Raw genomic sequence first — 19277 nt, 5'->3', positions numbered from 1 at the left:
TTATAGTGATAAATTGATCTTATACGGTAGTACATTATTAAGAGTCTTAGGGAGTGCTTTTATATGAATATTAATCATTTACCTCTTGAATCTGTAGATCAAGACCTTCTTAACTTCAGTCTGAAATCAAAGGAAATAGCAGAGCATATTAATAATTACTCTAATCATATTCCTTATGCTATTTCAATTAATGGTACATGGGGAGCAGGCAAATCTACAATGTTAAATTTTATTGAATCAAACATTAATAAAGATAAATGTGCAGTTATTCGGTTCAACCCTTGGATTCTTTTGGAAAAAGAAGAGATTTTATTTTCTTTATTTGAAGAAATTTATGATTGTATTGATAATGGGTTTACTAGTGCTAGAAAAAAGTTTTTGAATTATGCCCAAAAGCTCACTAAACCAGTTTCTAAAATGGCAACTTATTTTACTCAGACTATGAACGGAGTACCGCATCAAGCAGCACTAGCAGTATCAGATTCTGCTTCAGAAGCGGTTAGCCAAATAACTAATACATTTTTTGAAAAACCAATATCTAAAAGAAAAAAGGAAATTGAAAAAGAATTACAACAAATGTTTGTACAAAACAATAAAAAAATTGTGATCTTTATTGATGAAATTGATCGAATGTTTCCAGAAGAGGTTATTCGGATTTTTCAAGTAATTAAATCAGTATTAGATTTACCAGGCTTATTGTTTGTTGTAGCAATGGATAAGGAATCTATAGAAGATTCATTAACAAAAGCTGGAATACAAAAACCGAATGATTATTTGCAAAAAATATTTCAATTGAGTATACCAATAATTTCCAGATATCAGCTACGTACATTAAGTTATAATTTGTTTTTATGTAATGTAGATAAGACTCCATATAAGGAGCAACTTAAATATCTTTTTGATACTTTCATTGATTTAAAAAAACAAAATTTTCTAATACCTGTTCATCAAGAAAAGCAGGGTATGTACAGTGGGGAGACTATTGAAAGTCGAACTGAGAGTATCTACAATAGAGTGTACAATAACCTGAGAAGAAATTATGAGAATCCCAGAAAATTTATAAAACTCGCTAACTATATAATGGTTAATTGGGATGCATATTTAAGTGAAATGGAAAATAGTGGTGCTCTTAACGAGCTTGATTTACAAACTGCCTTTTTATTGTTTCTGGGTAACTATGAATATCATCCGGAAATTCACGAAATTATGGTTACTGAATATAAAGAAGAATCTCTTATGGCTTCGATTAAATCGTTTATTAATTTACATTACCCTAATAATGCAAGAATTCAAGCAGGAAAAAGTTATATTCTACCTGCTTACGATGATATTTTAGATAAATCTAGCAGGGCTTTAAATAAGTATCCAGATGCATTAAGGTACATGAACCAACTAAAGGAAAAGGGGGAGTTAGATTTGGAGTTTTCTTAAAGACGAATTCACAAGCTATGAAAAATATAACGTCAGGGAAGCTTTTTTTACAGACTTGGGATGGTCAATTAATCAGTTTAAAAGTGCTGGCTCAAGCCAACAGGTAGGCGTATGAAAAAGGGAACTGAACCAAGAGAGAATGTATATATAAGAGTCAAGGAGGGTTAAACTCAGCCCCCTATGATATGGAACTAAGCGCCTAGAGATAGGCGTTTTTTTTGTTGCTATTTATTACTTGCAAAATTTACACTGTTCATTTTTGTATTTTGGATAATTACATTTAATGCAAAATTCATACTCTTTATTTACATTTTCAGGTTCAGGAATTTTCATATCTTGAGCAAGCATATGACTAGCATCGTGGATAATTGATAATGTCTCTATATAATGGAACGGCGGTGTTCCTGTTACTCTATCTGAATTGATTCGCCATGCAACATGAAAAGGTTCGGTATACATATCTATCAAGGAGAAAACTGAATTATAACATTCCAAAGATTCAATAGCTTCCGAATCAGTATATTTGTATTCACTAGTTAGAATCTTAAATACCTCTTTTTCAAATGATGGTAGCCAATTAATTGTCATTTAGTTCACCCTTTTCAAAGCTTGATATAATATATCTTATTATAGTAAATGCTTTCGTATTATTCTATATGACTTTTAATTATTCTAAGTAGAATACCATTAGAAGTAGTAGTGTCTTTTTCACTAAATAATTGTTACTATTATCCAAAATATATGGGAAATTGTCCCTATCTGTTGTATTATAGTTAAGGATGAAGTGACTATAATTTATGTTGTCAATTAATACGAATAAACACCCTATAGGCGCATATGTGTTAAACGTCTATGGCTCAGGAGTATTATCTGAGATAACGAGAAGGTTGAATGCTATAGAAAAGGATGGATAAGATATGAGTGAAGAAGAATGGTATTATAAGGTAGTTATTAAGGTTTCAAGTCTAGGAGATGTAAATGTTGATCCTGAATTTAGATTTACTGAAGATAAGAAACAAGATATGACTGAATTTGTTTTTACTTGCCTTGAGAACGGACATGAAGTATCTATTGTTCATACAACCGAGGAGTTCGATTCATAAATTATAGAATAACCTCTGGTGAACTGGAGGTTACGTTTACATAATACTAATTGAATAAGATAAGATGAATAGTATGCGAAGATATGAGGTTAGATTGTTTTAAAATAATTGATTTCTTAAGGGGATGGAAGATGTTTAATACTTTGAATGGCTTTAAAGAAACAGAAGAGGAATTTGAAAAGTATTTAGTCAGAATTCGTCCCTTACTTAATAACTATCTTGATAAAAATCAGTTGAAGCATGACGAAGCACTATATTTTTGCGAAACATATTATTTTTTTCTCTCATTTATCGCTGATAAGGGTTACTTTAGTAAACTAGATAATAGTGTTAAGGGGATAATCTCCAAAACAATGAATGATTTCTTTGCTATATTAGCATGTCTTAAAGCTGGAACTGTATATCAAGCTATGATATTGCTTCGCGGTTTATATGAATCACTTTTATACCTTACTTTTATTTATGAAGATTTTGATGTGAGAATTAGATTATATGCGGAAAATGCTATTTTTGAGAGATATAAAGCTACATTAAAAGAAGATCATCCTTACTGTGAAGAAGAGCTTGCTGATCTAAAAAATCAGTACGAGCGTATTAAAAACAATTATATACCATATAAACCTTGGTATTATAAACTTGTAGAAAAGATTATTCAAAATGATTCTGAAAATCAGAAGAAGGGAAAAAAAGTAAACCCTTCTCTTAAAAAAATAGCAGAATTACTGGGAATTTAGAGGAGTATAACAGATTATATGGTTTAACTTCAAAAGCAGTACACATGTCTCCACTACTATCACATGTTTTCATTTCTGATGGAAGTTTTACTAGTGGACCAATATTTCAAAGTAATCTAATTAATAATGTAACTGTCTTTTGTTGCGCTTACATGTATAAAGTCATTAGCATTGTTTTGTCTGAAAATCAGACAGATGAGGAAGTAAAATCAATTCTTAATTACCTACAATTTTTACTAGGTTGTTCCGTTGCATATGAATTCAAAACTACTGATTTGAACTAAATCATAAAAGCAAGGGAACTATCTGGAGATTCAATCAATTCTGTTCGAAGATTTATAAAGGAGCGATATTATGAGTATTATTAACGAAATCAAAGCATATTTACCGCAAATTATTGAATTCATTGATTTGGCTGACAAATATTATAAAGAAGTAATAGAAGAAAATAAAAATCGAGACTCAATATATCAAGAAATGTCGTCTAAGCTTAAATCGTGGGAGTATCGTAATCTGTTGTTGTTGGAATCTTTAATGTACATTGGACAAAGTGATTTTATTGATCGCAGTGACTACACTACAGACTATGATTACTATAGAGATATAGAAGCTATTCGTGGGCACAGCTATACACCGGAGAAAGCTCTCAATAATATGTATAATTATTTGCACGACTTGAACCAGTATACTTCACCTGCTGGACATATGCTTGAAAAGCTTCTTTTGTCTCGTTACCTTAAACAGGGTTTGGATGTGCTTAGAATAAAACGAATTGAAGAATTCTCATCAAAATAGCGTAAGAAGTATAATCCTATTAATGATTGGGGGTGAGTAGCATAAAATGAACCAAAACCAACATCACACAATGACCTATACGCTAAATAGTGGCATCAAAGGAAGTGTAAACCTATCCACCAAACAAATACAGGACTGGATAGAATCTTATCGTGTAGGAAGTAAGTATGTGACTACAGTAGGCAAAGAACATTTCGGATTGAATCCTGAGCTTGTAGCAGATTTTAAGGTACATAATGAATTTTCTGAGCAAAGGGAATATGTAGCAGCAATACAGCAACCAACAGTATCTAGTAAGAGTAAAGAGCAATTAGCAGATGCATATAGCCAGCACAAGGTATTGATTCAGGTAGAATGTAAATGTGGAGCTTCATATGTAGAAGGATCAGCGTACAAGAGGAATAAATGGGGCTGTAAAGAATGTGGTGATATTGTGTTTTTGGATAGCAAGAAGGGGATGGTGGATACGAATAAAGGAAAAGCATGGTATATGACCAATAGGTATTTTGTTGAGAGATAGGCAACTGATATTTGTCGGTTGCTCTTTTTTATATTAACCCAAATTAGGAAAATAGACTAATTGACTAATAATAAGTGTGTATATGTCTATTTATTTTTTTAGAATTAACATTTAATGTTTTAAATAGATTTTTATGTTGACAAATAGGGAAAAAGAGGTAATATTATCTCGTGTAACATTTTCAAAAATTTTCTATTTGGAGGAAACGAAAATGAAAAAGAAAATGGTATTACCAATTTTGGCAGCTGTTTCTTTGGTTTTTTCTCCGTTTGCTGGACATATTGCAAGCGCAGAAAGTGCAGACAAAACTTTGGAGGGGACCAACGGTAGGGAAATTGTAATACATAAACCGGATGACATCTCTAGTGCAAAAATTGATGAGCTTGTAAACCGTTTTAAGAAGGGAATCGAAGAGGACAGAGCTAGCAACCAAAAGATAAGTATGAATAAAAATGTGTCGGAAAGTGTTTATGATAATGCAATTTATGACTACACTATTATAGGTGAAGATTATGTGTACAAATATGAAGAGGTTCCCAATAAGGCTCCAGAACTTACTATTGAGAAGCCAGATGTTAAATATTTAATTGAAGGTCAAAACGACCGAATCACCACATCTGCTTATAATATTGGGGATGGTATTGGAGGTAGACAGGACATAGTCAAAAATGGAAGCTACCTATCTACTTTGTTAAGACTTCCACTTGATTCGCAAGTTGTCCAAGAGACAGCGGCATATAACTATTCTGGTTTCACTTCGGGGAATTATGAAGCAGATATGGGGTTAGTCTATGATTCTACTGTTGGCCCTGGTTCTTTTGAAAAAGGTTGGAAACCAACAATGGTTGTAAAAAGAAATGGAGTGGAAAGTCATTCTGGCTTTGTTACAGGTTATTCAAATGTACAATCGGCTAATGCCTATTTATCAAATTCCGATGTTGTTTTGTACGTATGGTATAATAACAATGGAAAAGCAAGAATGAAAATTAGCGGCACAGCAACATGTAGGGATATTGGTTGTTCAGATGGAACAAACACCAGTTTAATTTCTATTATGGAAACCGATAATAGTCTTAATATTAGTACTGTCGATCAGTGGAAACTTTTGTCAACCGTTGTTTCTACAGGTGACAAAGGTAGAAATAGGGGGACTTACTCAAGTATAAAAGTAAATGATGTGGCGGTTCCGAGTAGTGCTTTTAGTGCTCCCCTTACAGATCATGCTTCCATTACAAGGGATGGTAATAATACAGTTACAATAGTAGCTGATCAAAATTTGCGATAAGAAGAGAGGGAGTACTGTGAAAAAGAATATGTTTTTTTTGGTGATCGTTCTTTTAATCACCTCTATTTTCTCAACAAGTATTTACGCTGCCGGAGAAGCACAGAGGGCTAACATATATGTCAATAATGAAAAACTGGATTTTAATGCACTTATAGCCTATTCAGGGGTAGCGATGGTTCCTTTTCGTGAAATATTTGAGCAATATGATATGAAAGTTAGTTGGGATAATACTAGTAAAACAGTTACTGCAAGTAGTCAGGATGGTTCGACAGTCATAAAATTAAGCCAAGATAATAAGACAGCATATGTAAATGGAAAATCATATTCTTTATCGCAAACGCCTTTCTTGGGTGAAGATATTTTATATGTGAATCTTAGGTTCATTAGTGAATCAATAGGTGCGAAAGTTAATTATGATAAACCATCACTTTCAATACACATAACTCTCCCTAAAACTGCAAAAGAATAGAGACTTTACCCCGGTAAACATTCCGGGGTTATTTTTTTGTTTTGAACTACTATAAAGAGATTAACAGTTATAAGCAAATAGCTGGAAAGTCGGTGTTTGAGGTTGGTAAAAGACTGAAACATGTAAAAGAATATGATCTAGCGCATGGTGAATTTGGAAAATGGCTTAAAGATTCAGTAGATATAACTTGGCAGACAGCAGACAGATATATTCGCTCATATAATCAATTTGGAAATTACACGACATCGTTCAATCTGCCGATAGGTAAAATGTTCGAAATGTTATCTTTACCCGATTCCATTGATCGTCTGGAGTTTGTTGAGCAGAAGCATACTGTCCCATCGACTGGTGAGACGAAAACCGTTGAAGAAATGACTGTGCATGAGGTTAGAGAGGTTAAGTTGAGTTTCTTCTATTATATAGAACCAACTTGATAGAGTTAAAAAACATTAAAATATGAAAATATGTCATCCGCTCCGCGATTCTTGTTACGTTTCACGATACGATTGAGCTACGATACAAAATGCAGATAAATAAAGGGTTTTCTAATTTTTGATTTTAAACAATTTAATTTATAAAAATACAATAATCCCTTAATGCATCAAGTTTTTTTGAACATTTTCCTCCGATACATACGATTGAAATCACGATGTTGATAATATTTACCCAAAGTCCTTATCCCATCTACATTCTAGCTATTTTTCGATACGGCAACGATTTAAATATATTCTGGCACAATTTTGAATCACAATGACTCAAAAAACCATATAGAATATAGTATTTATGCACATATTATCAATTTTGACGATTGAGGTTCGATACGGGTGTCGATATAGGATATCTCTACAGTGTCTCCAAAGTTGGTGATACCCTCATATGGTTGACACAGCGTCAACTTCCTATCCTCATTACTGATAACGTCAAAATATTACTTTCAAACTATGATTACAAATGTATTGAAAAAAGAGTTGAGCAATTTGACTTTTGTTGAATTCATGCATACAATTTGAATATATTGGTTATGAATACATATAAATTGTTAAAATATGTATTAAAATGGTTATACAAGTTAATTAATGGAGGTTGAGGACAGAAGTGAAGGCTAAATTAAAATTTTTTGGGTTGGCTGCCCTTACTGTTACGTTTGCTGTAGTTATTAGTAATAATGTTTTTGCTAGTGATGATACTTCAGAAGAAATGGAGAGCGTTACAAAAGCAGTAGTCCCTGATAGTGTATTAGAAGGACTTAATCATCCTGATAAAATTTATACTAAAGATGCATTATTTATAAAAAAACCGCAATCTCTCCATGATGAAGATAAATTCAATCTAGATGAAGTAGTCTACGACGTTTCAAAGGCTACTGATGAAACAAAAGCGATCATTCAATATGACGCTACTTATATCAAGGAAGAAGACAGTAAATAGATTTGTGTACTAAAGCATTTGAAAAGTTAAGTTGTATAATTGGAATATCTAGGGCGACTTCGGTTGCCCTTTTTATTATGCTCAATTTAGCCAAGGTCTTTTTCAACACTATGTCATAAAGTATACCTTTTGCAATAGTAGTTTGATGGGTGTCAAAAATATTTATGAAATATGTCAAATAGTATATAAAATATATTGAAATATTTCATGTGTAAATATATACATTTTGACATACTTTTGCTATAATATAATTAATGACATAGTAGAGGATGATCCATATGAGTGAGATTAGACGCTATGGTTACATAAGAGTATCGAGTAAGGATCAGAATGAAGCTAGACAATTAGAATCGATGAAGGACTTAGGTATTATGGAACGTGATTACTTCATTGATAAGCAAAGTGGCAAGAATTTTGACAGACCACAATATCAAACATTAAAGAGCGTACTTAGACACGGAGACATTCTGTTCATTAAGGAACTTGACAGACTTGGACGGAATGCTAAAGAAATCAAACGTGAATGGCAAGATATAACGTATGAGATAGGTGCACACATTGTTATCCTTGATATGCCTATCCTTGACACTAGACAATATCAAAATGGTTTGGAAAAGGTTATATCTAGTATCGTACTTGAATTACTCAGCTACATGGCAGAACGTGAACGTGAGAAGATAAACGGTAGACAATCTGAAGGTATAGCAGCAGCAAAAAATAATGGTGTGGTATTTGGTCGGCCTAAAAAGGCAATAAGTGATGAGTTTATTACAGCATATGAGGAATGGAAGCAAGGTGGAATAACAGCAGTCGAAGCAATGAAGCGCGTAGAAATGAAGCCTAACACGTTCTATCGCAGGGTAAAGGAATATGAGCAACAGAAACAAGTAGGATAAAATAATAATCATGTGTACACAACGTACAGACTCACGGCCTAGATGATTTATTCTAGGCTTTTTTGTGATTTAATAACCATGTATTGGTCTTGATTTGGATAAGGGGGGATAGTTTACACCCAAAACGCCTATTAAATTTCCAAATAATGCAGCAGCACATCTAGCCCCACACTGAAGTTATTTTGCTTATGATGATTAAGCTTATCAAATGATTTTTCCGATGTTGGGGAGTTTAAGTAGAGCAATCACGACATATTCTAAATTTATCTCTAATAAATATTGATCCTAGAAAATATAGTATTTTCTTAGCGCTTAGGTTAAGATAAGTCCTCTGTTTAAGCACTACATGTTACCCGCGTACGTTCTTTAATAGGTGATTGGAAATGGAATATAATGAGGAGGACGTAGCCCAATCGAAGGCGCGGGAGCGTTCTTTTTATTGAACTAACTGACAGGAAAGTTCAATCGTTTCTCGAATATTTTCTGAATTGGATAATTTAATGAACTTTGTGAATATAACGTTATCTAAAAGATACGAAATAATTATTTTTTGAAGGGATGATTAAATTGAAGCAAGGGATATTAGTTTTTCTAAATGGAACTTCAAGTTCCGGAAAAACCTCCATATCGACTGAACTGATAAATCAGAAAGAGATCCTTTTTTATCATTTATCAATTGATGATTTTTTTAATAATTACTATGATTTTATTAATAATAAATTTCTAGAAGATCCTCCAAAAGAAATAGATCATCAAGTTGTCTCACAAATCCTTGATGATTCCATATTCTCAGTGTACCATTCGACAATTAAATTGTTATTAGAATTGGGTTTTAATGTAATAGCAGATACCTTAATCGACAATGACAAGAGGTTTAATGAGTTTCTTGATCAATTTTTCGATCAGCCTACGTTATTTATAGGTGTAATATGCTCGGAAGAAGAACTCATAAAAAGAGAGCAAACAAGAGGAGATAGACAGGTTGGACTAGTAGCTTCACAGTTTAGCAAAATATATTGCTTTGATGAATATGACCTCGAAGTAAATACTGAAGAGATGAATCCAATAGAATGTGCCGAAAAGATATTAAGTTTTATTAAGTCCAATAAGGAATACTCGGTTTTTAAGAAATTAAGTAAAAGAAATGTTAGTGTTTCCTAGATGGCGTATCCATCAGATAACACCATATTCAAACATTGGGGCTATCGCCCCTCGGTCTGCCCGAGGGATTTCGAAATTAAGCTAACGGAGATCGTTAGCTCAATAAAGCAGCCGCAGTCTAAGACTTTATTTTCTTTGAACAAATATACCTCGGGGATGGTTAAAATCAATTGGTTATTCGCTTTCTACAAATATTCCCCTAGCACTTCCACTCCCCGACATAGCATAAATTTTACTCGATACCATCCCTAATATCATTAAGGTTACTTGTATGTCATACATCCAATCTAAGCTCAAATCATAGATTAATTACAAGGGAATATGAACATAACTATTAATCTGGTAACTTTATATTGGATGAGTTGTATTATGATTTTTCCAATAAACTATACATCAATATGAGGACGATACTTTTAATCATAAAATCATCGCAAACTATCCCAAAAGGTATCTTAAGCACATATATGAAAGGTATATGATTTTATTCCAAAAGATGGTACAATCGAGAGCGATAAAACAAATTTATTTTACTACTTGTTTCACAACTACATAATAATTTTAACTATGCATCGTATTCTTAGTCTACGTTGAAAGGGTGGTTTATCTATGAAAGTTACACCCACGATTAGAGCAGAATTGGAACAATATCTACAACAAGAAGACTTAAACCTATCGCAATTTGGACAAATTACAGGGATGAATAGGGGAATAATAAGTAGCATTGTAACAGGTAATAAATCTATGTCTATTAACCAGCTCGACCGAATTACCGAGGCTATGGGTTTACCTGAAAGTCACTTTTATGATTTGTTTATAGAAAACTACATTATCAACCATCCTCCGAATATGAGGCGAATCGAGCCATTTTTATTTCGCTGTGCGGAGTTGGACAAACTAGATGCGATCCGTCGAGTGGTGGGAGCCATCATGGACAATCTACTCTATTCGCCCAAACTATTTGAGATTGCAGAAACGTTATTGGCACAGGGACGAAATGCGGCTGCATTGCTGCTCTATGAAGGTGTAGCAGAAGCGGAGAAGTACCAACATTCTGAACGTTTAGCCATCTGTCAATATCGTATATTCACGATTCAGATTGGTGATGATCAAAGCCAAAATCTCAGTGCAGCTACGATATTTGAAGTCTTTGTTGAGCGACTAGACGAAATAGACCAGCTTGATGCATTGAAGGATTTGGCTAACGTGTATCGTTCATTGCGTAAATGGGATAAGGTTGATGAATTGGCGAGTAAAATGAGAGATAAAGCGGAAATCCAATATTCCATTAAACATCAACAAAATAACCACAGGGAACAAGAAAAGAAAACAAGAAGTCCATTATTTGGATACATTGCTTATGCTGACCTGTTGCGTGCCAGTGTCTGTGAAGCCCAAGGTGATTATCAGCGCGCTTTAGAATATACACACGCCTACGCTAATTTAGATTGGGTCAAAGAGACGGACGAAGAAACCCGACATTGGATTAGCTTGTTCAAAAGTTGGGCAGAAGGTAATACTTACGTATATAAGCTTTTATCTGGAGATGTAAGTGTGCTAAACGATTATGTTCAATACATTATTGCATCAAGTGATAAAGTCAATAATGAAATGGTAACCAAGTTACTGAATGTAATGTATGCTGCTAACCGATATCAGTTAGATGTGAGACACATACTTAAACGTTTTGAAATGGAGATTGATTCCTTCTCTAAACAGCCTCTATCCAGTGATATGTATACTCAGCAGGTAATACCAGAGCAATGTGCACGATTCAGTTATGAATTGGCTTATTATTATTTACATCAAGGTATGTATAGTGATGGTTTTAAATATTTGATGTATTCTTTGGAAAGTTATCATACACTGAATAATGAGACTTATTATTTAAACTGTGTAGGAATGTTTGAGCATTTCCGCACCCATGCAATTCCCGAAACAAAGGGGAAATATTCAAAATTCATTGAAAAGGTGTGGTTAGATAATGTTGAAAAGAACGGCTCTTCTGATTATTGCAGCTAGCTTTTTGTTTATTGTCACTGTACCTGTTTCAAATAGTCATCAAGTTATTCAGCTTAACGATACTATCGGGGGATTCTAAACGTAATTAAAAACGGATTGAAAAGGAGTTAAAATAAGCACACCTTAAATGGTTCAACGGAAAACAAGACAAAGCACTAAATAATATAACATTTAAGTGAAGGTTAGATGGGGGTGTCCTGTCTAGCCTTTTTAGTATGTATGGTTGAAACCTATTTATGTTTTTCTCAAAATAGTCTACAAAAATAAAGCCCTCCTTTACAAGGAAGGCTCTTGTCTTTTAGAAAGCTGTGATACAGCATTCACAACAATTCAATTGTATAGAATAGAGTGCATAGTCAAGGTCTTACGTTACTGATAAATTGATAATATCCCACAATAGCAAAAAAAACATAAAATAAAACAATCGCTAAGACAGAAAAGCCAGCTATCTTCCAAGCCTTCTTCTTATTCATGTTACCTCCTTTATTATTGAATTATTGGGAAGGCACATGCAGATTCTTGACCGCCCACAGGTTAAAAAGGAAAAAGACGATAAAAATTGCTAAAACAACTCCAATTATGATAAAAATAGTTTTCTTTTTCATTGGTTTAAGTTGAATACACAACCATCAAGTTGAGCCTTGCTATTACTATAGGTAGAAAGCAATTTACCAGTAAGAATAACTACTGTTTTTTTCAACTTCAATAAAAACACATCCTTTTCCATATTTTTCAATCAAAATATAATAGTAACATAAAAAAGGAACTATTTGTATGTCTTTATAAATAAAATTGCTTACCATGATAAGAGGCAAACCAAAATTATTTTGGTTTGGCAAAAACTCAAGAGGATATTGCCATTGATTTGAACATAACAACTCAGCAGCTACATAACTATAAAAAATTCTTGAGTTGCAGGATATGATTGAGGGACAGAGTTTAAAGCTAATAGTACTACGTTGATAAAATGAATCTTATAACAAGGGTTATAATACTTTTGACATAGTAAATCCGTTTATATCAGTCCATTTGTCACATAATATAAAAGGAAATTTCAGGATAACAGGTGGATATCCCTAAACATCTCCTTCTGATAAGATTATTTCCATCTAAATTAAAATGGACGTGATCAATTGGGGAGAATATTGGTTCCACCTGACAAGCTTATGGAAGTGGCTGACCAGTTTTTGCATGGTAAACACGAAATGGAACGTATGTTGAATTTACTGAATGGAAGAATTGATTTTGTCCAACAAGGTTGGTCTGGTGCTACCCAAGAGAGGTTTTTCCAAGATTTTCAGGTCTCTAGACAATCCATGGGCGTGACGCTTGAACGACTTTCTACGGTTGCACAAGAACTCATTTTTATTTCAAAAAACTTCACACAGGTAGATGGAGAAAAAGTTGTACTGGATGTGCCAGGGAATGGTGTGCCTGTTAAAACGGCATCAAGCGGCGAAGGTTGGCTACATAAAATTTTTGAACAGATCGGAAAAGCGGAGATCACCAAGGCTGAAGCCCAGATGGAAGCTAGCAAGCTTCAAGGAGAAATTCTGTGGGATACTGCTCAGGGAGCAAAAGGAGCTATTCAGGAAGATTTAACCTTGGGAATGCTGCCCGACAAAGACCGTGACTATGATCATCCTATGGCTGCTAAAGTAGGTGAAATTCTCGGCCACGTAGCTACGACCTTGCAGGGTGCTGGTGAGGTAATCGTTGGAACAGGTGGAGAAGGATTATCAGTTGCTGTTTCATCTACGGGAGTTGGTAGTATAATCGGAATACCTGGATTGATAGGCTCAGCGGCTTTAGCAGCGCATGGAGGTACAACCGCAGTTAAAGGCGCAAGCGGAATAGGGAAAAGCTCAGCAGAATTGTGGCAGATGGCGAAGGGAGAAGGTGGAGGTAAAAATTCAAAGCCTTCAAGTTCCCCCGTACATCATGAAGTGACAAGTCAATCGCCTTCTACGATAAAAAATCCAAAAGAAGTGGAGATTGTCAATAAAAAAGGTGAATCAATAGGAGAATTCGATGAAATTGATTTGAAAAAGAAAATATTCTATGAAGATAAATCTGCGAAAGGATTAGATAAAGTAAATCCTAAGACAGGTTTACCTGCTCAAACGCCCCAAGAATTTACGGATAAACAATTATTAAAGAAGACTCGAAATCGAATTAATGAACTAGAAAATAATGCATTTACTACAAGAGCAACAAAAAATAGTTCATCTGATATCCCACATCTCGATAGTATTAAAGATATTCGGGAATTTGTATTTAGATTAGATGGTGATACACCTGAATTGAGAAAAGCTGCCGAGAACAGCCTAAATCAGCTTAAAAAGGAGTTTCCAGATTATAAATTTAGTGTCCAGTTTGGAGGAGGAAAATAAATGTCAGTTAGCGTTATGATACTCGAACCACAAAATGAGTTTGAAAAAAGTTTTTTTCTTCCCGTTGCGTCAGAATCATTTTTTAATGAATGTTGGCAACCAGCTATCGAATCTTTAGGATTACAATGGATAGATTTGTTTTCAACAGGAGTTGATGTTGAGGAGGAAGACTTACCAAATATTTTGTCTGAGCTTCGACAACTTCAGAATTGGGCAGAAAGAAATTTGGAGGAGGATCACAAAAATAAACTCGTTGAACGAGTAATAACACTCATAGAAAAATTGCCTAGCGCGTTTCAGCGTAAGGAAGCAGTTGTTTTTATAGGGTAGGTAGTGATAATTTGGATTAAAGGGTGTACACAAATTGGATACACCCTTTCTTCGGTGCAATTTTAAAATGTACGAATCTAGCTATTCATTCCATGATTGTCAAGTTGGAAGCTATTCATTCCATGATTGTTCGGGGCGATTAACGCTCCTATGTTGCTCACGCTACCGAGCAGAAACAAAGCTACTGCCATCATACATAATGCCTTTTTCATCTTTGAGCACCCTCCCCAAGATTTTATTGTTCAATACATTGTATGCTTCCAGTTGATCTTTAGTTGCATGAACACTAAAAGATACAAATAATACATTGAGTTTTTTATACCCTGTATCATCTTTGAGTTTATCAGACATTCCCAAAGCCTTGAGGGATATATTTAGTGCATTAGAATAATTTGCATTTTTGAGGTTATATAGAGCCATTAGATAGAGATGGTCTATATAATAACGTATATTGGCATCTGTTTCGTAGTTTCCGTCTAAGGAATCCAGAGTAAGTTGAAACTCTTTTAATGCCCAATCAACGTTATAGTCGTATTTTATAGCTGCCTCCAAGATCGTTATGATTCCCGGCAACAACTCTTCTTCTTCACTTTGATGTATAAATTGAACATATTCAGGAAGCGTATCCATCTTTCCTTCCAACAAGTCAAGGACGTATGTATTTGCTCGTGCAAGCATCCTGAAATGAGCCACATCAGCTTGCCCTTCCTCGTCCAATCCGTATATCCAGCCCAATTCAGTGTACTTTTCGATGCAATCTCTGGCTGCTGTGTAATCACCCATCTTCTGTAATGCGATACCTTTTGCTACCATTGCATATCCAAAATAGAAGGCGACACTTCGTTTAAGTTTTTTGGTATCAATTTTTGGTTGCCCTTTTGCTTGCCTAAGTTGGTTTTCATCATACAAAGTTCTAATCGACAAATAGAGCTTGTCCGCAATATGTACCATAGCATCCCAATCTTCTAGTGAAAATTCTGCTCGCAACATGTCAGTCAAAAGATTTATATCGCTTACTGATTCCAAAACTGCCGAGTTGAACATGCATCTTCCTCCATATTACATTTTTAACCAATAATATAGCATTATTGGACAATGGTCAATTACGTAGTTAAGTGGACTCGGTGACAAGTTCACGTTCATTATAAAAACACCTATAGTGGGCGGCTTTCTGTTGCATAATAAACAGTAAAAGGCGAATGCTCGACCCGGATAGTTTGGCAATCCTTTTACTGTGGCAAAGGTCATTATCATACTGGCTGTATTGGAAGATCGTTGACTCTCAAACTTGATATTCAGATGAAAAGTTTAATTTGACTGAGTTATTTTACGAAATCTACATGGGAAGATTAATTGTTCGTATGTTTCTGCTCTTCCTCCACGTTGCAATTCGGATCACGACCTTAGAAAATATGCCAAAAGAAGGGGATAACATTCGAACAATGAACGACAATTCCAGATTAGGAAGAAATGAAAAAAACGGTCAATCTGGATCAAACGAGTAGCCAAATAAGTGAATTGGAATTCTCGTTCTTTTATATAGGCATATTTTCGCGACTACAAAAATGCCTGACCGAAAATATATCAATAGAGTATATAAAAAACTTGTAATTAAGGGAGTATATGCTATACTGTAATAGTGACATAGAAGTGAAACAATAAATTGAAAGGAGAACAAAGTGAGGCGAAGGTGAAACAGAACCAAAGAAAATGAAAGTTGAGTAGTAGCTGACAATACATATTGCTTTACCACGGTTACAATTAAAAAAGTAGATTTTAAAATACAGCAAGTAGATAGAATACATACTAGATCGGATAGATGAAATAAAACTATTTTAGGATTGGCAAACTTAATATTATCTTTATTTTTTCTTTTTGAAATGGATTGTTAAGTTTATTTGTTATGCGATCTTTGAAAACTGGATATCGAAAAGACAGGAGTGATCTATATTTCTAATGGGACAACTGTCATTCATTCGCGCAAACTATCTCTTTATCTTCAATTGAAGGGATTTATGTTGGTTGCGATTGGTGATGATTTGAAGAGTGACAGGAATGTTTATTTGTTTTGCTCTAGTGAACGCTTACAACAGGCAATGGCAGATTATAAAACCGATCATGAGTTTCATGAGTATGCCAACAGAATGCCAGTAAGGGGCTAAACCAATACATTCTAATCATTTTATTCCAACATTTGATGACGTTTATGGTGAGAAGTATACAAATAAAATTTTAAATATGAAATGGAGGATATTAGAAGGGGGAACTGATCCGAATACGTTTGTAGTTATTGATTTGGAGGCTTCATTAGGGAAGTCTGTGGAAACAAATAAGATTTTGAGAGATTACATAGAGTCCTACCAGTTCACAGGACGAAATCATGGGAAGCCATATAGGAAGTTTCTATTAGTAAAGCGGTTTGCTAAAGATGTTGAAGATTCCGCTCAGTACATAGGTGAAAATGTAGACAGGTTGTACCAAGGATTTGGAGACAGTAGCGTACGAATTACAGGCAAAGGTCAGCATGTTATTGGGATTATCTCTGACAATTGGAGTTACTATAGGCAGAATCTTGAGGTTGTACGTGACTCGGATGTTCTCATTATTACACATTCACGCTATAAAATGCTGTGTGAAAACAATGAACTAAGACAATGGTTCACAGAGGGCAGACACACACAAGTCATAGACGAACGTATTGACTTCGATATTGTCAGTTTCAGTAGGTCGGAGTATAACAATCTATTTTCTATTTTACCGCATACTCTTCATCCCTTGTTGTATGATGCGGTCAGTGGTTTGCTTGATCAGGTTAATGAATGTGAGCGAATGAAGACAAGTGAAGGGAAAAAGCTCTCAAGCACAGGGATCATAAGGTGTCATCCCCGAATTGATAGCTTAGAGTCGGTCTACGAGTTGTCTAATACCTTAGATAAAAATAAATTTGAGATTATCCGTAACAAAGGTTTAGCAACCTATAATAATCTCATGGGCATTGTTCAAAGACTTCAATTATTCTATCAAAATACATGCTATTACAATTATCATTCACTCAGTACATATAACAGAAATCACAGACTGTTTTGTCTAGCCAACAACATAATATTGGACGCTAACGGACAAATAGACCATCTATACAGTGTGAAAAATGGAAATATCAAATTTATTTTGGATAAGCAGTCAAGGATTATAGACCATTCAGGCTCAACTATAACGCACATTACATTCAACACCAGCAAAACCAGCATTCATAAGAAGCTGAACACTGAAACTAATCAGAATGAATACTTTGAAAAGGTATCGAATTTTATCAAACGTAACTATAAGCTTGGGAAGCGGTATTTGATTGTTTTACAGAAAGAGTTCGTGTTATCTGATAACGGTAATGAAGGTGGCTTTATTCGTCAACTCAGGCAAGTTGGATTCACTGACATTGCTATTGGAGATGAATATAATGGCGAAACTATATCGGTTAACTGGTATGGGAATCTGATAGGTAAGAACACATGGCGCGACTTCGATTGCTGTTACTTGCTTGGTACGCCTAATCCACGTTTTGAGTCTCATATCATACATTTGTGTCAGTACGCAGATAAGCATGATTGGAGAATTGGATTAGGTGTTGTTAAAAAGGGGGAAACTAAATCTTTTAAAAATCTTGACCTAGAGAAAATCAGGCAAGGTACCATCATTGCAGAGATGTACCAGACAGTGAAGCGAGTACAGCGTAATCCTAAGCCCAAAGCAGAAATATACATAGTGACAAGCGAAGAAGAGGTTTTTAACGGAGTAGCCAAGCAATTGAAACATATCAAGATAGCTAGGCCAATCCCATTAACTGTAGATGATTTTGTTAGCAGACATGAATTAAACGATGCTTCAGGATCATCAAATGAAGATACAATGACAGAGAAAATTGTAGATTGGTTACTTAAACAGCCACCGGGAACGTATCTAAAGAGAGATATAGCCAAGCAATTCAATATAAAAAGCAGTCATTTTTCAAGATACATCAATAAGGACTTAAGCCTAGTTCGATCGTACATAAGCACAAAACAGATTCGAATTGAATACCGCTCTATTATCAGGTTGTGATCTTTCAACTACTTATGCGAGGGAAGGATATTGGAGAAAACATTTCCAATACCTTGTCTCTCCTCATACGAGGATATACTAATTTAGATTATTGAACTTGATCGAATACTAATCTATCCAATTCCTCTATATATAATATATAGAAAAATGGCGAGATTGGTAAAAAACTCAATGTTTATCTATGTTTTTACACATTTATTTTTATGAGTTATAGTCAAAAACATGCCTTTTTCGGCTATATTTCAATCAAACTTTTAATTACAATGACGAGAGTGGTGAGATGTAAAAATCGTTAATTATCTGAGTCGTTTGATTTGGATAAGGTTAAAGTGTACGAGTTGAACAATTCAGCGTATGCTGGAGGGTAAACATGTGCAATAACTACCCGATAAGGGGAGTTTTGTTCATTGTTACCGTTGCTGAAGTAGAAAATAGATGTGGAAGCTGATTTCGATTCCATTGCTTTGTTGTACATAAATTATAGGGATTATAGTCACAGAGCCAGATTAGTTGACAGGTAGATAACAAAATAAGCAATACACTTGGTCAAAATGGAATGATATTTGGCTTGTCTTTAGTGCGTCCATTTTCTGAATAATCTATAAGAAATTAAGATGC

At 34.5% G+C, this 19277-nt stretch carries 18 protein-coding genes; 16 read left to right on the top strand and 2 right to left on the bottom strand.

All coding sequences use genetic code 11. The features are described 5' to 3' along the window. Positions 1 to 63 precede the first annotated feature (63 nt). Positions 64 to 1431 carry a KAP family P-loop NTPase fold protein gene (locus tag JOE49_RS23120; protein ID WP_209942972.1) on the top strand — a complete coding sequence of 456 codons (1368 nt, stop codon included), beginning with the start codon at positions 64 to 66 and terminating at the stop codon, positions 1429 to 1431. Positions 1432 to 1662: 231 nt separating this feature from the next. On the opposite strand, the gene JOE49_RS23115 is transcribed toward JOE49_RS23120, so the two are convergent. Further along, on the bottom strand, positions 1663 to 2019 hold the full coding sequence (locus JOE49_RS23115) for a hypothetical protein (protein WP_076157182.1): 357 nt from the start codon (positions 2017 to 2019) through the stop codon (positions 1663 to 1665). Positions 2020 to 2348: 329 nt separating this feature from the next. Between JOE49_RS23115 and JOE49_RS23110 the strand changes: the two genes are divergently transcribed. The 13 genes from JOE49_RS23110 (at position 2349) to JOE49_RS23050 (ending at position 14564) form a co-directional block, all read left to right on the top strand. Beyond that, positions 2349 to 2534 carry a hypothetical protein gene (locus JOE49_RS23110; protein ID WP_076157179.1) on the top strand — a complete coding sequence of 62 codons (186 nt, stop codon included), beginning with the start codon at positions 2349 to 2351 and terminating at the stop codon, positions 2532 to 2534. A 131-nt stretch (positions 2535 to 2665) separates the two neighbouring features. Beyond that, positions 2666 to 3268 (top strand): DUF5677 domain-containing protein, encoded by a 603-nt coding sequence (locus JOE49_RS23105; protein ID WP_076157175.1) that lies wholly within the window; start codon positions 2666 to 2668, stop codon positions 3266 to 3268. 354 nt (positions 3269 to 3622) lie between these two features. Beyond that, positions 3623 to 4063: a hypothetical protein gene (locus JOE49_RS23100; RefSeq protein WP_076157170.1), complete on the top strand. Its 441-nt coding sequence runs from the start codon at positions 3623 to 3625 to the stop codon at positions 4061 to 4063. Between the two features lie 46 nt (positions 4064 to 4109). Further along, positions 4110 to 4583: a hypothetical protein gene (locus JOE49_RS23095; protein ID WP_076157166.1), complete on the top strand. Its 474-nt coding sequence runs from the start codon at positions 4110 to 4112 to the stop codon at positions 4581 to 4583. Between the two features lie 211 nt (positions 4584 to 4794). After that, a complete protein-coding gene (locus JOE49_RS23090; protein ID WP_209942970.1) occupies positions 4795 to 5868 on the top strand; it encodes a YrpD family protein in 1074 nt (357 codons plus the stop codon). A 16-nt stretch (positions 5869 to 5884) separates the two neighbouring features. Further along, a complete protein-coding gene (locus tag JOE49_RS26570; protein ID WP_076157157.1) occupies positions 5885 to 6337 on the top strand; it encodes a copper amine oxidase N-terminal domain-containing protein in 453 nt (150 codons plus the stop codon). Positions 6338 to 6378: 41 nt separating this feature from the next. After that, positions 6379 to 6771: a DUF3102 domain-containing protein gene (locus tag JOE49_RS23080; protein ID WP_076157153.1), complete on the top strand. Its 393-nt coding sequence runs from the start codon at positions 6379 to 6381 to the stop codon at positions 6769 to 6771. 661 nt (positions 6772 to 7432) lie between these two features. Further along, the gene (locus JOE49_RS23075; RefSeq protein ID WP_076157148.1) at positions 7433 to 7765 is read left to right on the top strand and encodes a hypothetical protein; all 333 of its coding nucleotides are present in this window, start codon (positions 7433 to 7435) and stop codon (positions 7763 to 7765) included. A gap of 278 nt (positions 7766 to 8043) precedes the next feature. Next, positions 8044 to 8661 carry a recombinase family protein gene (locus JOE49_RS23070; RefSeq protein ID WP_076157144.1) on the top strand — a complete coding sequence of 206 codons (618 nt, stop codon included), beginning with the start codon at positions 8044 to 8046 and terminating at the stop codon, positions 8659 to 8661. A 567-nt stretch (positions 8662 to 9228) separates the two neighbouring features. Beyond that, positions 9229 to 9822: a chloramphenicol phosphotransferase CPT family protein gene (locus JOE49_RS23065; protein WP_209942968.1), complete on the top strand. Its 594-nt coding sequence runs from the start codon at positions 9229 to 9231 to the stop codon at positions 9820 to 9822. A gap of 606 nt (positions 9823 to 10428) precedes the next feature. Further along, the gene (locus JOE49_RS23060; RefSeq protein WP_209942966.1) at positions 10429 to 11841 is read left to right on the top strand and encodes a helix-turn-helix domain-containing protein; all 1413 of its coding nucleotides are present in this window, start codon (positions 10429 to 10431) and stop codon (positions 11839 to 11841) included. A 1133-nt stretch (positions 11842 to 12974) separates the two neighbouring features. Then, complete coding sequence (locus tag JOE49_RS23055) at positions 12975 to 14234, top strand: WXG100 family type VII secretion target (RefSeq protein ID WP_209942964.1); 1260 nt, start codon at positions 12975 to 12977, stop codon at positions 14232 to 14234. Then, positions 14235 to 14564 (top strand): hypothetical protein, encoded by a 330-nt coding sequence (locus tag JOE49_RS23050; RefSeq protein WP_043882133.1) that lies wholly within the window; start codon positions 14235 to 14237, stop codon positions 14562 to 14564. Positions 14565 to 14726: 162 nt separating this feature from the next. Here the strand turns inward: JOE49_RS23050 and JOE49_RS23045 are convergent, their stop codons facing one another. Further along, positions 14727 to 15608: a DNA-binding protein gene (locus JOE49_RS23045; protein WP_076158663.1), complete on the bottom strand. Its 882-nt coding sequence runs from the start codon at positions 15606 to 15608 to the stop codon at positions 14727 to 14729. 896 nt (positions 15609 to 16504) lie between these two features. Between JOE49_RS23045 and JOE49_RS26990 the strand changes: the two genes are divergently transcribed. Beyond that, positions 16505 to 16726, top strand: a complete 222-nt coding sequence (locus tag JOE49_RS26990; protein ID WP_372238124.1) for a DUF5659 domain-containing protein — start codon at positions 16505 to 16507, stop codon at positions 16724 to 16726. Between the two features lie 76 nt (positions 16727 to 16802). Further along, positions 16803 to 18659 (top strand): hypothetical protein, encoded by a 1857-nt coding sequence (locus JOE49_RS23040; protein WP_076158659.1) that lies wholly within the window; start codon positions 16803 to 16805, stop codon positions 18657 to 18659. Positions 18660 to 19277 lie beyond the last annotated feature (618 nt).

It is taken from the genome of Paenibacillus sp. PvR133, assembly GCF_017833155.1.
Classification (GTDB): domain Bacteria; phylum Bacillota; class Bacilli; order Paenibacillales; family Paenibacillaceae; genus Paenibacillus; species Paenibacillus polymyxa_B.
Note: the sequence above shows the minus strand (reverse complement) of the source record. Positions and strands in the feature narration are given on the sequence as shown.

Bases quoted from the DNA above. Each gene is read 5' to 3' on its own strand.
- JOE49_RS23120 (WP_209942972.1), top strand. From the start codon at position 64: ATGAATATTAATCATTTACCTCTTGAATCTGTAGATCAAGACCTTCTT.
- JOE49_RS23115 (WP_076157182.1), bottom strand. From the start codon at position 2,019: ATGACAATTAATTGGCTACCATCATTTGAAAAAGAGGTATTTAAGATT.
- JOE49_RS23110 (WP_076157179.1), top strand. From the start codon at position 2,349: ATGAGTGAAGAAGAATGGTATTATAAGGTAGTTATTAAGGTTTCAAGT.
- JOE49_RS23105 (WP_076157175.1), top strand. From the start codon at position 2,666: ATGTTTAATACTTTGAATGGCTTTAAAGAAACAGAAGAGGAATTTGAA.
- JOE49_RS23100 (WP_076157170.1), top strand. From the start codon at position 3,623: ATGAGTATTATTAACGAAATCAAAGCATATTTACCGCAAATTATTGAA.
- JOE49_RS23095 (WP_076157166.1), top strand. From the start codon at position 4,110: ATGAACCAAAACCAACATCACACAATGACCTATACGCTAAATAGTGGC.
- JOE49_RS23090 (WP_209942970.1), top strand. From the start codon at position 4,795: ATGAAAAAGAAAATGGTATTACCAATTTTGGCAGCTGTTTCTTTGGTT.
- JOE49_RS23070 (WP_076157144.1), top strand. From the start codon at position 8,044: ATGAGTGAGATTAGACGCTATGGTTACATAAGAGTATCGAGTAAGGAT.
- JOE49_RS23060 (WP_209942966.1), top strand. From the start codon at position 10,429: ATGAAAGTTACACCCACGATTAGAGCAGAATTGGAACAATATCTACAA.
- JOE49_RS23050 (WP_043882133.1), top strand. From the start codon at position 14,235: ATGTCAGTTAGCGTTATGATACTCGAACCACAAAATGAGTTTGAAAAA.
- JOE49_RS23045 (WP_076158663.1), bottom strand. From the start codon at position 15,608: ATGTTCAACTCGGCAGTTTTGGAATCAGTAAGCGATATAAATCTTTTG.
- JOE49_RS23040 (WP_076158659.1), top strand. From the start codon at position 16,803: ATGAAATGGAGGATATTAGAAGGGGGAACTGATCCGAATACGTTTGTA.